Origin of the sequence: Polaromonas sp., from assembly GCF_012927415.1 — a bacterium.
In the GTDB taxonomy this organism is placed as follows: domain Bacteria; phylum Pseudomonadota; class Gammaproteobacteria; order Burkholderiales; family Burkholderiaceae_C; genus Polaromonas.
Window position 1 is genome coordinate 1 of the sequence record NZ_JABBPF010000165.1, and the last position, 12,409, is coordinate 12,409.

Genomic DNA, 12,409 nt, shown 5'->3' on the forward strand with positions numbered 1-12,409 from the left:
CAGATGCGCGCCGGAATCACCGGCGACCGCCGTGACATTGACGCGGGCATGCGCGAGCAGGCCCAGCTGGCCGCCGACGCGATGATTGACGAGAACGAAGAACCGCCACCGGCGATTGCCATTTTTGACCCTGAATTTCATGAAGGCGTGGTTGGTATCGTGGCCTCGCGCATCAAGGACAAGCTGCACCGCCCCACCTTTGTCTTTGCCGCCAGCCAGGCGCCAGGCAAGACCCACGAGCTCAAGGGCTCGGGCCGCTCGATTCCGGGATTTCACCTGCGCGACGCGCTCGACCTGGTTGCCAAACGCTGTCCGGGCGTGCTGCTGCGCTTTGGCGGGCATGCCATGGCTGCCGGCTGCACCATTGCCGAAGAACATTTTGAGGTGTTCGAGCAGGCGCTGCAGCAAGTCGCGCATGAGTGGCTGGACGCAGCCACTTTGATGCGCCGGCTGGAAACCGATGGCCCGCTGGCGCCCGAATACCGGCGCGCCGACCTGGTCGCCACGCTGCATAGCGAAGTCTGGGGCCAGGGTTTTGCCGCGCCCACCTTCAGTGAAGTCGTCGAGGTGGTGTCACAGCGGCTGGTCGGCGAAAAGCATCTGGCCCTGAAACTCAAGCACCAGGGACAGCCGGTGGACGGCATCTGGTTTGGTCATACCGAGGCTTTGCCGGCGCGTGTCAAGCTGGCGTTCCGGCTCGAAGCCGATGAGTGGCAAGGAGTCAAGCGGGTGCGCTTTCTGGTCGAAGCGGCTGAACTTTAACCGCCTGCGCTGTAGGGCATTTGTCCGACATTGCCTGAATCGGGCTGCCTACAGAAAATTGCCAACAGGGCGGCAACACTCAAGTAGGTAAGGTGCCCGTGTCGGTGTGCCAACAAACTCAGGCAGAAAACCATGAATTCCATCATTTACATCGTAGGACTAGTCGTTATCATCGGCGTCATTCTGTCGTACTTCGGTTTTCGCTAAAAACAGGATTTATGACGTTTTGAGGTCCATGTCCAGCAATTACGGTCATAGATTGCTATCTTAATGATAGTTTATTGGCCGTTTTCAAAGTAAACCCGGTCGCTTCAGCACGCTGCATTGGGGCGCTTGGGTGTACTGAATTTCCCCAGGCAGTACGCTTGAAAAGCATAAAGCCTAAAATCAGGTAGTGTCATTTCAAACCATTCTCAATGCTGATCTCCATTGCCACTCCGTAGTTTCCGATGGCACGCTGACACCTGAAGCGCTCGCGAGACGCGCCAAGGCCAATGGCGTGGAGTTGTGGGCACTGACCGACCATGACGAGATTGGCGGTCAGCACCGCGCCGCAGCAGCAGCGCAGGCGCAAGGTTTAGCCTACCTGACCGGAACCGAAATTTCCGTCACTTTTGCCGCTGAAACGGTACACATTGTCGGCCTGGGCTTCGACGCCGATGATGCCGCACTGCGGCAGGGTCTGCACAAAACACGGGGCGGGCGTGAGCAGCGCGCCAGGGAGATGGCTGATTCGCTCGCCAAGGCCGGAATACCAGGAACTTTCGAAGGCGCGCTGAAGTTTGTCAGCAACCCCGAGCTGATTTCCCGCACCCATTTCGCCCGTTTTCTGGTCGAATCCGGTGTCTGCCGCGAAACCTCCGAGGTCTTTCGCAAATACCTCACCGAAGGCAAACCTGGCTATGTCGCACACCGATGGGCCAACCTGAAAGATGCCGTGAGCTGGATCACGGGGGCGCACGGCATTGCGGTTATCGCACACCCAGGCCGCTACAAATTCACCGCAAACGAGGAATACGCGTTGTTCACCGAATTCAAGGCCCATGGCGGCCGCGGGGTGGAAGTGATCACCGGCAGTCACACCCGTCAGGAGTTCGTGAAATATGCCGAAACAGCCAGGGAATTTGGCTTGGCAGCTTCGCGCGGGAGTGATTTTCATAGCCCTGACGAGAGTCACACCGATCTCGGCACCTTGCCATATTTACCGGGCGACATTACCCCGGTTTGGGAATTGCTGGCCGATCGCATTCGCAAATGAGGGCTTACGCCAGCACCCCGCAGCACGCATTGGGGGGTATTGCGCTTCTGGTAGCAGCCGTGGCCTGCTTCGCGGTGCTAGACACCACCACCAAATTCATATCGCTGAGCGTTCCAGTGCTCATGGCGCTGTGGTTTCGTTATGCCTTTCAGGCAATAGCCACCACCGTCGCCATGCTGCCCAAGCGCGGATGGTCCTTATTTCGAACCGCCCATCCAAGGTTTCAGTGTCTTCGCGGCGTACTCTTGCTCACCAGCAGCATGTTGGCATTTTTCAGCCTGAAATACATGCCGGTCGGCGAATTCACCGCCATCGTCATGATCACGCCACTGGTGATCACGCTGATGGCCTCAATCAAGCTGGGCGAGCGGGTTTCCATGCTGCGCTGGGCGCTGGTAGTCGGCGGCTTCCTGGGCACCCTGACCATTATTCGCCCGGGCGGCGACACTTTTGACTGGACCATGCTGCTGCCAATCGGGCTGGTCATTTCAAATGCATGGTTTCAGATCCTGACCAGCCAGATGGCCCGGACCGAAGACCCGGTCACCATGCATTTTTATACCGGCTGGGTGGGTACGCTGCTGGCTTCGCTGGCCCTGCCCTTTGCCTGGAACTGGCTGGATTCCTGGACGCTCTGGGTCAGCCTGGGCCTGATGGGCCTGATGGGCACCATCGGCCATTTCATGATGATTCTGGCTTACGCCCGCACGCCTGTTTCCACGCTCACCCCTTTTCTCTATGCCCAGATTGGCTTTGCCATGCTGGGCGGCTGGCTGGCGTTTTCACATGTTCCCGACCAGGCATCGATGATCGGGATGGGAATGATTGCGGTGTGCGGCGCGGCCGGTGCCTGGCTCGCCGTGCGCGAAAGCAGAGTCATCATCCAGCCGACCGAATCCTGAAAGATTTGCCATGGCCCATTTTTTTGAAATCCACCCGCTCAATCCGCCTGCACGCCTGCTCAACCAGGCGGTTGAGCTGATCAAGCGCGGCGGCGTTGCGGCGGTGCCGACAGACTCCAGCTATGCGCTGGTCTGTCGGTTGGATGACAAGGCCGCCGCCGACAGCCTGCGCCGCATCCGAGGGGTGGACGACAAGCATCACCTCACCCTGCTGTGCCGTGACTTGAGCGAACTGGCCAACTACGCCCGGGTCGACAACAAGCAGTTCCGCTTGCTCAAGGCCGCCACGCCCGGCCCATACACCTTCATTCTGGAAGCCAGCAAGGAAGTGCCGCGCCGCGTCAGTCATCCATCGCGCAAGACCATCGGGCTTCGCGTGCCCGAGCACAAGGCTTTGCAGGCCCTGCTGGAGCTGCTCGACACACCCCTGCTGGCCACTACCCTCATTCCGCGCGGAGAAATTGAGCCGATCAGCGATCCGCAGGACATCAGCAGCCAGCTGGAGCATGAACTGGCCGCCATCATTGACGCAGGTGCCTGCCACAAGGAGCCGACCACCGTGATTGATCTGACGCCCATGGCCGACGGCAATGACCCGCTGGTCATCCGCCAGGGGCGTGGTGACCTGGCTGCGCTGGGGCTTTGAGGCGCTCGCAAGCGCGTCTGAGACAATCCAGCCATGGATACTGCCAACCTGATTCAAACCATCGCCATTTATGCCCTGCCCGTGTTGTTCGCCATCACGGTGCATGAAGCCGCCCACGGCTATGCAGCCCGTCATTTTGGCGACAACACCGCCTACATGATGGGTCGTGTCACGCTCAACCCGCTCAAACACATTGACCCGATCGGCACCATCGCGATGCCGCTGCTGCTGTATTTCGCCACCTCGGGTGCTTTTTTGTTTGGTTACGCCAAGCCGGTTCCGGTCAATTTTGGCGCCCTGCGCAACCCCAAGCGCGACATGATCTGGGTCGCGCTGGCCGGGCCGGCATCGAATTTTGCCCAGGCCATTTTCTGGGCGCTGATGCTGGTGTTGCTGACTGGACTGGGCGTTCCGGAGCCCTTCTTCATCAAGATGGCACAAGCCGGCATTCTGGTAAATCTGGTGATGTGGGCGTTCAATCTTTTTCCCTTGCCACCGCTCGACGGCGGCCGCATCCTGGTCGGATTGCTGCCCTGGAAGCAGGCCCAGTGGGTTGCCCGTATTGAACCCTGGGGCTTTTTCATCGTGATGGGGCTGGTCATCGCCGGTGTGGTCGGGACCTTGTGGCTGCGCCCTCTCATGACACTGGGCTACGCGCTGATCAATCTCCTGATATCGCCTCTGCTGTCCCTGCTCGGCTAACTGCTTAAGCCATCCCTTCACTTGACATTCTTCGCATGAACCCCGCCTTTACCCCCTCCCCGCAACGCTATCTGACGGGCATCACCACCACCGGTGCGCCGCACCTGGGCAACTTCGTCGGCTCGATCCGTCCCTCGGTAGTCGCAAGCCGCCTGCCTGGCGTGCAAAGCTTTTATTTCCTGGCCGACTACCATGCATTGATTAAGTGTGATGAACCGGCGCGCATCCAGCGCTCCACGCTTGAGATCGCGGCGAGCTGGCTGGCGGCCGGGCTGGACCCTGAGCGTGTGGCGTTTTACCGCCAGTCGGACATTCCGGAAATTGCGGAGCTCACCTGGCTGCTGACCTGCGTGACCGGCAAAGGCATGCTCAACCGCGCCCATGCCTACAAAGCCTCAGTCGACAAAAACGCAGCCGCAGGCAATGACCCCGACGCCGACGTCAGCGCGGGACTGTTTATGTACCCGGTGCTGATGGGCGCCGACATCCTGATGTTCAAGAGCCACAAGGTGCCGGTTGGGCGCGACCAGATTCAGCACATTGAGATGGCGCGCGACATGGCCCAACGCTTCAACCACCTTTACGGTGAGCATCTTGTGATGCCTGAAGCCGTGGTGGAAGAATCGGTGGCCCTGCTGCCTGGCCTGGACGGTCGCAAGATGAGCAAAAGTTACAACAACACCATTCCCCTGTTCGCGCCTCGCGACCAGCTATCTAGGCTAATCGCAGGCATCGTCACCGATTCTCGAACCCCTCGAGAGCCCAAAGAGGTCGAGGGCTCAGCGCTGTTTCAGATTTACCAGGCCTTTGCCAGCGAGCCAGAGACCACCGCGCTGCGCAAGGCATATGCCGACGGAATCGGCTGGGGCGATGCCAAACAACTGCTGTTTGAACGCATTGACCGGGAGGTCGCACCCATGCGCCAACGCTACCATGAACTTATCGGCAAGCCCGGCAGCATTGAAACCCTGTTGCGTGCCGGCGCCGAAAAAGCACGGGCAGTGGCCACTCCCTTCATGAATGAATTGCGGCAAGCCGTAGGGCTGCGCAATCTGGCCTCACAGACGTCAGCGCCCGCAAAAGGTAAATCACTGAAAAGCGACGTCCCTGCTTTCAAGCAATACCGTGAAAAAGACGGCCAGTACTATTTCAAGCTGATCGATACTGACGCTCGCCCGTTACTGCAAAGCAGTGGGTTCGACTCGCCCCGGGAAGCGGCCCTCGTCATTTCAACGCTGCAAAAAGACGGCCTCACTGCTCTAGCTGACCAAAACGGCAAGGTGAAAATCTTTGAGGGAGTTTCAACGGAGGCACTGGATGCCGCCCTGAAGGCTTTTAGGGTCAACTGAGGAGAAGTCCAGGACGTATTCATGCGAAAAAAAACGGCCTGTACAACATCGGCCGTTTTACTTTGAATTTGAAAAGTCCGCTTACATTTTATCGACGGCGTCTTTCACGACTTCCTTGGCATTGCCAACTTTCTTCTGCGTCTTGCCTTCAGCTTCCTTCAGCAACCCTTTGGCCTGTTGTTCCTTGTTGCCAACAAGTTCGCCTGTTTTGGACTGAATCTTGCCCGCGGCTTCCTTCACTGTTCCCTTAACTTGATCCTTGTTCATAAATAATCCTTTGTTGAGTCACTAAAAATACAAGCAAAGGATAAGCGCGGCTGCAAAGCAGCAGCAGCAGAGCAAGGCGCAAATCGTTGTGGGTTCTTTCCTACGAAATAGCCTTTCCCTGCCGACGGCGCAGCAGTCAAGCATAATCCCGAGTCGCCGCTGCGTGCATTCAGGTGAGATCCGCAAGCCAGCGCAATCTTTCAGCACGCCGTGTTAATCATTGCTTCTGGTTCCAGGACAAAACCCTCCCACGCATGACGGATCACTACAACAGCCTTGGACTCAACAGCGCCGCAACGCTGGCTGATGTCAAAAAGGCGTTTCGGCAGAATGCGTCCTTCTGGCATCCCGACAAGAACGCCACTGAGCAGGCGCCAGCGCGCTTTCGGGCCGTGCAGGAGGCTTACGAAGTGTTGTCAGATGCCGACAAGCGCAAGGCCTATGACGACAACCGCCGCCGCAATCTGCTCGACAGTCCGGTCGATACGGCTCGGGAGATCTGGAAAAATTACTTCAACCCACTGCTTTGATGGCTGCGCGACCAAAAAGCCCTCTTGACAAAAAAACCCTCGCTGTATGAGCATTTCCCCGTTTTTTCTCAATTTGCGTTCAGCCTACAGGTCTGAAATGGATGACCTGACGTTTGACTCCGACGGGCGCGATGTGCTGCGCCAGCGCTTGGCCGAAAAACGCCAGGAAATCAGCTTTCTGGTCCAGATGATGGAACTCAGTCCCGAAATGGTGGCGGTGATTTTTCACCAGGGTTTTACCTTTGGGCAACCGGCAGTTATGGATCGCCTCCTCAGCCGTGAACCCGATGAATTTCCAGAGTGGCGCAGCGTGTCCGACGGTATGGAACTGGCGCCTTGGGCGCAGGAGTTGGCGCAGGTCGTGCTGCAATCGGCCGGCGGCGAGCGGTTTTTAACGGTAGCGGCGGGTCTGCATTACATGGCTGGCAAGCCCGATTCGCTTGCCGAGCAGCACGGGAACGAAGCATCTGATGACGAAGATAACGGCGAAAACGACAGCGATGAACAAGATGAATTTGATGCTGATGAAGACGGCGGTGAACCCGGTGATGCCCGTGCCCGCAAGGAAGCGGCTGCCGACTGGCTGGTCGGACAGGGCTTTGACCGAAAAGATTGACAAAAGATAGATAAAGTAAATAAGACGTGAAGTTTCTATGAACCATCTTGCACTGATTGAAAAAACCCAGACCCTGATTGCGGCCGGTGATATCGTGGGCGCCGAGTTCGCCCTGGTCGAACTGGCGGATACTGAAGGTGACGCTGCGCTAATGGTCGTGCTGGAATTGTTGCCACCAAAGGACATCCTGGCAGTCATCCGCGAATATGACAACTCGAAGGAATCAATCGTCAATCTGCTGATCACGCCAGAGCAGTTCGCCCGCGCAGTAGTAATTGAAAAGCAGTACAAGGATTTGACCCGCACCCATTTGCGGGGGATGTTGAATGCCATCATTTTCAGGGAAGATGCAAATCCGCTTGAATTCCTCAATGCAATAGGTGATCTGGAGGGCGGCAGCGAGGCGCTGGCCGACTATTTCACTGAAAAATGGGCTCGTATCGAATCTTTTGCGAGCACCGGCACCTTTGATGCACTAAAGGACACGGGCGAGCTTTTGTCTAAAGCAGCCCTGCTCGCTTCGGCCTACGAGAAGCCGCGTGTCGAACAGGATGAAATTGCCGACCGCGACTGGATGGAACTCGCATGGATACTGCGCTATCAATGCCCGGACCTTTTCATCGAAATGCTGACGGTACTGCGCGCCAAGGCACGCGCTCACGATGCTGGCGTGGATGAGGAAGAAGACGATACCGAAGAGGATGATGGCAAGGTGGAGACCGGCGATACCGATCGGGGCAAGGCTACGCCTGCCGCGCGCGAATCGGACGAAGAATCAGCGATCTGAAAACCGCCGACCTGGGACCGCCAGAAACTTTCATCATGCCAATCCCACCCTCAGTTCAGCCTTCGGCAGTTTCACTTTACGATGCGCGGCCATTTTTTGAAAAGACGCTTCAGTTCGGCATCCAAAATGGCATTATCGACAGCCAGAAACTGGACGCCATTTGCACGGAAGCGCCCAAAGGCATGGTGCAGATTGCGCGCTACTTTGGCAACGAGTTTTTGCGCCCCGACCTGGAAAAAGCGAGGGACCGCATCGTAAATCTGGTCAGCCTTTACCTTGAGAGCATCAGCGACGGTGATTTGCGGCAAGCCGCTGAGTCGCTGCGTGACCATTCCTTTTTATCGCGCTCCAAAGGAGGCTCGGATATGCTCAAAGCCTTGCTGGCATTGCCCGAGAGCACCAGTTTTGACATGTATGCCAGCGCAGACAACGGGGCGGAGAACGGCCCGCCGAAAGGACTTGCCGAATGGTCGCTCCGAAGCTTTTCAGCTTACCAGCTTGAACTCGCCAGACGGACACCCCTGCAGCAGGAAAGAGAAGCCGCAGTCTGGCTGGCTAAACAGCTGGGCATGGACGTTGATGAACTTGAAGAGGCGCATACCCATGCCGAAGCGGTGATTCGTACCAGTCTGCTGGTGACATCTAACCAAGGCGCGGCAATGCCCGATTGGGTTGGGTTTGAAAAAATAGTCGCCGCTCTGCGTAAAAAATACGGGCCCACCAAACCCGGCACGGCGGCGCGGACAGGAAAAGCGGCCCCCGTCAAGTCCCTGAACTTGCCTATCGCCATGCCCGGCAACCTGCCTGACGGCTTCAAAGCCGTAGTGCAGGCGGCTCTGGAATCTCTTGTGGCTGATTTACCCGTGATTCTGGACAGTTCACTGCCCGCCAAAGCGCTTTTTTTCATGGCCAGCGATGATCACAACCCACCATTGCTGGGCCGCTATTTCTGGCTGGAGGATATGGCGAGCGAACTGGACCAGCATGAGCGCGCCATCTCCAGCGCCTGGGACAAGGCGACTGGCGGAAACTGCGACGACGGCTCCCTCCTCACCCTGCTAGTTTGCGTGGCCGCCGGTGCAAAGCCCAAAACGCTTTTGAGCGAAAAGGCCGCCACAGCCCTGGTTCGCAAGATTCAGAAAGCCGGTTCCGGACAGATTTTTAATCCAGACACCGCCCATCAGTTCCTTTTGAATAACGCCCCGGCGCAGTTTCAGCACGACTATGTCCAGCTGTGGACCGACTTCGTTGAAGATGCGCTGCCAATCCTGCAAAGCGATTCGGCTTATGCGCTGCAAGATGCCTTGGCCTTGCTGCGGCGTGAATGCCACGTGAAACCATGAAGGTTTTTGTGGCGGAAAATGAACCCGTTATCCGGCTGCTTTGAATCCGCTTGGGCGGCCAGGCAAAGGCTTCCTCTTCATCAAGGGCAACTTTCCAAAGGTTTGCGCCCATGCGCGGCACACCGAGTTCAATATCGATCGCTTTATGCACAAGCTGAAACTCAGTGAATCGGTAGACTGCACCATGCGCTCGACTGCCTGTGACAGGGGTGCAGCACTGTTTGCCGTGGACCGGAATGGGCGTCCGCGTTGACGGATATGTTAGGTCTCACCGAGAGATCAACTGACGTAAAAGTTATTGCCATCAACCAGAGCGAACATGACAGGAGCCTTTGCACAGAACTAAACGCCCGCGCCTTTTGGTTGAAGAATCGAAACTACTTTTAGCCGATTAGCGAATTTTTGTTTTCCGCCTTGGACATCAGCACCTGCAAGGGAAGCCCTTGTCGCATTGACAAAAATCTTACCGAATCAACCCTAGCAAATTCCGACGCCAGTCCCTGCCATGGACTTGATCGCGCGTTGCGTCCTGGGAACCGTTGCCTCATGGAATTTGGTCCGAACGACGTTTTTCATATCGCTGATGCTCGTTGGATATTACGGTTCAGCAATAAAAAAATTCGTCGCTTCAAAATTTTTTGCGCTTGTGCTGAAAGCACGTGAAGTGCCGCAATATCGGCACATGAAGCTCGGCGCATTGCCTACTGCCTTGGCAAAAACTTGAGGTGTGAGGATAATCAAAACGCGGGCATGCAATTGATTGCAAAGTGTCCAGCCCTCGCCAATGATCTCGTTGGGCACAATGTTGGGCACATTTATCCAAAAAGAAGAAAGGACTTAGCATCTTGCGACGCTAAGTCCTTGTTTCATTTGGTGCGGCTGGCAGGAATTGAACCCACGACCCCTTGGTTCGTAGCAATTTTTTCGATTGTCCAGCAATATCCAGCAAAATACATTTATCTAATTAAATCAACAACTTACGAAGTTACATCGTTCAGTAAAATCCAGCATAATCCAGTAAATGCTGATGTTTTTTCGGACACCGTTCGGACACGGAGGCATTTCACCCGACCACTTGGAACTGACGATGGGTAACCTGACTGTCAAGCAAATCGAAAACTCGCGGCCGAAAGATAAGCCATACAAACTGACCGACGGCGACGGCTTACAACTGCGTGTTGCGACAGATGGCGCAAAGAGTTGGCTGGTCAGATACATGCTCGACGGCAAAGAGCGCCAATACCGATTGCCAGAACTTTACGGCGAGGGTGACGGCCGACTCGGACTCAAGGAGGCGCGCGAAGAAGCGACTCTCATCCGATCACTTGCACGTAAGGGAATCGACATTCAGGTCAAAGTCGATGACGAACGAAAAGCGGAACTGGATCGCGTCACTCAAGCCAAAGCAAATGAGAAAACGCTCCAGAACCTTTTTGACGAATGGGTCAAAACTGTTGATCGCAAAGACGGCGGCAAAGAGCTTCAGCGGTCTTTCAAACGAGACGTTTTCCCAACTGTTGGTGACTACCAACTCGGCAAGGTACATCCCGAACATATCGAAAAAATATTACGTGGTGTCGTAAAACGCGGCTCACATCGCAGCGCAGTCGCGCTCTTTGCTGACATAAAGCAGATGTTCCGTTGGGCCGCTCGAAAGCGAGCATGGAAAACTCTTTTCGAGAACCCGACTGAAGAAATTGATCTTCGTAAAGACAAAATACTTCCGCGCGAGTACGAAGGCGGTGAGCGAACCAGAGCTTTGAGTGAGGATGAAATCCGTGAGCTAGCTCGGAAATTGCCAGACGCTGGATTGATGCCGAAGACTCAGATTGCGATGTGGCTAATGCTCTCGTGCTGCTGCCGGATTAGCGAGGTAATCCAGACTCGATGGGAGCATGTGGACTTCGACAAAAGGGAGTGGGTGATTCCAAAAGAACATTCAAAAAATGGCAAAGCTCACACCGTTTACCTGTCTGATTTTGCGCTCAGTCAGTTCAATGCCCTGAAGAAGCTAGCCGACAGTAAAGTCTGGTGCTTTCCGGATACCACCGGAAAGACGTTCGTGTGTACGAAATCTACTACCAAACAAATTCGCGACAGACAAATGGCTGGTCAGGGTCGCAAACCTATGACAAATAGGGCCAAGAATGCCGATGCTCTATTGCTGACTGGAGGTGATTGGGTGCCACACGATCTACGCCGGACTGGCGCAACGTTGATGCAGTCGATAAAAGTGGCACCAGCAATTATTGAGCGCGTTCTCAATCATGTGGAACCAAGCAAACTGATACGAACCTATCAGACATATGACTATGCTGAAGAGAAACGAGAAGCATGGAATCGCCTCGGCAATAAACTCACTGATCTGTTGCCACAGTTGGCGTAACCCTAAATAATTCTTTCTGTTCAAGCCCTAGTGGGGAATCGTCCCCAAGTAGCCCCACCGGGCGCAGTACGGTACATCAGCTTTAGACGACAAATCAGAATTACACGAGTTCAAACTTGTTATCTTCCCCAAATCCGACCAAGCGAACATTGCAGAGGGCTGCCGCCTCCATTCAGTGGTTAAAGTTTGGGGTATTCGTTCTCCCGACGGCCTTAGCGATTGCCATTTGCTCTATGCCATTTGTAGTTAGCCAGTTCATAGAAGGCCCCATCCCCGTAACTCTAAAAGCGCTGCTGAGCGCACCGTGATGCCTAACAGGTTGCTCGTTGCGGACACGCAGCAGCAGGTTGCCGCTGCGAGGCACATGCTGCGTGCCGGACAGCGCCAACGTTAGGCGTCTCACTCCATCACTTTCACTATGCCACCACCTTTAGCCCGACGCCCGCGAGGACGAAGCCCAAGCACCTACACAAGTGGGCAAACTTTCGGTCATTGGACCCTCGACAGTCCACTTGGCGACGGAGGGAATGGAGTTGTATGGCGCGTGACCAGGGATGGATGGTCCGACCATGCCATCAAGCTACTGCGCTCAATTGACTCACTTTCGTACGCTCGATTCCAAGCAGAGACGGCCGCTTTGGCAGCGCTAGACGCCGTGCCAGGTGTTATTCCCATGATCGACAGCCACATACCGGCGAGTCCAAAGGGCATCACTCCATGGTTTGTGATGCCAATTGCTGAGACCTTTGAGCACTACGAGGCCAGCCGCACACCTCAACAAATTGTTGGCGACTTCATAGAACTCGCAGAAACGCTCACCATACTTCACAGCAAGCATATTGCTCACCGGGATATCAAACC

14 protein-coding genes are annotated in these 12,409 nt (G+C 55.7%); 13 read left to right on the forward strand and 1 reads right to left on the reverse strand.

The genetic code is table 11. The features are described 5' to 3' along the window. From HHJ19_RS13975 to HHJ19_RS14000, 6 genes are all read left to right on the forward strand, one after another. Nucleotides 1-762 (forward strand): DHHA1 domain-containing protein (locus HHJ19_RS13975; protein WP_296908393.1); only part of this gene is annotated, 762 nt, incomplete at its 5' end. A 394-nt stretch (nt 763-1,156) separates the two neighbouring features. Further along, entirely contained in the window at nt 1,157-2,020 is an 864-nt protein-coding gene (locus HHJ19_RS13980; RefSeq protein WP_296908394.1) for a 3',5'-nucleoside bisphosphate phosphatase, read from the forward strand. Next, complete coding sequence (locus HHJ19_RS13985) at nt 2,017-2,922, forward strand: DMT family transporter (protein ID WP_296908395.1); 906 nt, start codon at nt 2,017-2,019, stop codon at nt 2,920-2,922. The genes HHJ19_RS13980 and HHJ19_RS13985 overlap by 4 nt, the downstream gene beginning before the upstream one ends. Before the next feature lie 10 nt (nt 2,923-2,932). Then, a complete protein-coding gene (locus HHJ19_RS13990) occupies nt 2,933-3,568 on the forward strand; it encodes an L-threonylcarbamoyladenylate synthase (protein WP_296908396.1) in 636 nt (211 codons plus the stop codon). Nucleotides 3,569-3,601: 33 nt separating this feature from the next. Continuing rightward, nucleotides 3,602-4,270, forward strand: a complete 669-nt coding sequence (locus HHJ19_RS13995; protein WP_296908397.1) for a site-2 protease family protein — start codon at nt 3,602-3,604, stop codon at nt 4,268-4,270. A gap of 35 nt (nt 4,271-4,305) precedes the next feature. Then, on the forward strand, nt 4,306-5,619 hold the full coding sequence (locus tag HHJ19_RS14000) for a tryptophan--tRNA ligase (protein WP_296908398.1): 1,314 nt from the start codon (nt 4,306-4,308) through the stop codon (nt 5,617-5,619). Between the two features lie 81 nt (nt 5,620-5,700). Here HHJ19_RS14000 and HHJ19_RS14005 read toward each other — a convergent pair whose 3' ends face one another. Further along, nucleotides 5,701-5,886, reverse strand: coding sequence for a CsbD family protein (locus tag HHJ19_RS14005; RefSeq protein WP_296908399.1), 186 nt, complete (start codon nt 5,884-5,886; stop codon nt 5,701-5,703). 254 nt (nt 5,887-6,140) lie between these two features. Between HHJ19_RS14005 and HHJ19_RS14010 the strand changes: the two genes are divergently transcribed. The 7 genes from HHJ19_RS14010 to HHJ19_RS14040 form a co-directional block, all read left to right on the forward strand. Then, nucleotides 6,141-6,416: a DnaJ domain-containing protein gene (locus HHJ19_RS14010; protein WP_296908400.1), complete on the forward strand. Its 276-nt coding sequence runs from the start codon at nt 6,141-6,143 to the stop codon at nt 6,414-6,416. A 46-nt stretch (nt 6,417-6,462) separates the two neighbouring features. Further along, nucleotides 6,463-7,032 (forward strand): hypothetical protein, encoded by a 570-nt coding sequence (locus tag HHJ19_RS14015; protein WP_296908401.1) that lies wholly within the window; start codon nt 6,463-6,465, stop codon nt 7,030-7,032. A 37-nt stretch (nt 7,033-7,069) separates the two neighbouring features. Next, entirely contained in the window at nt 7,070-7,819 is a 750-nt protein-coding gene (locus HHJ19_RS14020; protein WP_296908402.1) for a hypothetical protein, read from the forward strand. 35 nt (nt 7,820-7,854) lie between these two features. Continuing rightward, nucleotides 7,855-9,162 carry a hypothetical protein gene (locus HHJ19_RS14025; protein WP_296908403.1) on the forward strand — a complete coding sequence of 436 codons (1,308 nt, stop codon included), beginning with the start codon at nt 7,855-7,857 and terminating at the stop codon, nt 9,160-9,162. A gap of 505 nt (nt 9,163-9,667) precedes the next feature. Continuing rightward, nucleotides 9,668-9,886, forward strand: coding sequence for a hypothetical protein (locus HHJ19_RS14030; RefSeq protein ID WP_296908404.1), 219 nt, complete (start codon nt 9,668-9,670; stop codon nt 9,884-9,886). 363 nt (nt 9,887-10,249) lie between these two features. Continuing rightward, a complete protein-coding gene (locus HHJ19_RS14035; protein WP_296908406.1) occupies nt 10,250-11,548 on the forward strand; it encodes a site-specific integrase in 1,299 nt (432 codons plus the stop codon). 673 nt (nt 11,549-12,221) lie between these two features. Beyond that, the coding region (locus HHJ19_RS14040) for a hypothetical protein (protein ID WP_296908408.1) at nt 12,222-12,409 on the forward strand (188 nt) is incomplete at its 3' end.

What these genes read in the sequence shown, in the direction of transcription:
- HHJ19_RS13995 (WP_296908397.1), top strand. Translation starts at nt 3,602, where the DNA reads ATGGATACTGCCAACCTGATTCAAACCATCGCCATTTATGCCCTGCCC.
- HHJ19_RS13990 (WP_296908396.1), top strand. Translation starts at nt 2,933, where the DNA reads ATGGCCCATTTTTTTGAAATCCACCCGCTCAATCCGCCTGCACGCCTG.
- HHJ19_RS13985 (WP_296908395.1), top strand. Translation starts at nt 2,017, where the DNA reads ATGAGGGCTTACGCCAGCACCCCGCAGCACGCATTGGGGGGTATTGCG.
- HHJ19_RS14030 (WP_296908404.1), top strand. Translation starts at nt 9,668, where the DNA reads ATGGACTTGATCGCGCGTTGCGTCCTGGGAACCGTTGCCTCATGGAAT.
- HHJ19_RS14000 (WP_296908398.1), top strand. Translation starts at nt 4,306, where the DNA reads ATGAACCCCGCCTTTACCCCCTCCCCGCAACGCTATCTGACGGGCATC.
- HHJ19_RS14005 (WP_296908399.1), bottom strand. Translation starts at nt 5,886, where the DNA reads ATGAACAAGGATCAAGTTAAGGGAACAGTGAAGGAAGCCGCGGGCAAG.
- HHJ19_RS14015 (WP_296908401.1), top strand. Translation starts at nt 6,463, where the DNA reads ATGAGCATTTCCCCGTTTTTTCTCAATTTGCGTTCAGCCTACAGGTCT.
- HHJ19_RS14020 (WP_296908402.1), top strand. Translation starts at nt 7,070, where the DNA reads ATGAACCATCTTGCACTGATTGAAAAAACCCAGACCCTGATTGCGGCC.
- HHJ19_RS14035 (WP_296908406.1), top strand. Translation starts at nt 10,250, where the DNA reads ATGGGTAACCTGACTGTCAAGCAAATCGAAAACTCGCGGCCGAAAGAT.
- HHJ19_RS14025 (WP_296908403.1), top strand. Translation starts at nt 7,855, where the DNA reads ATGCCAATCCCACCCTCAGTTCAGCCTTCGGCAGTTTCACTTTACGAT.
- HHJ19_RS14010 (WP_296908400.1), top strand. Translation starts at nt 6,141, where the DNA reads ATGACGGATCACTACAACAGCCTTGGACTCAACAGCGCCGCAACGCTG.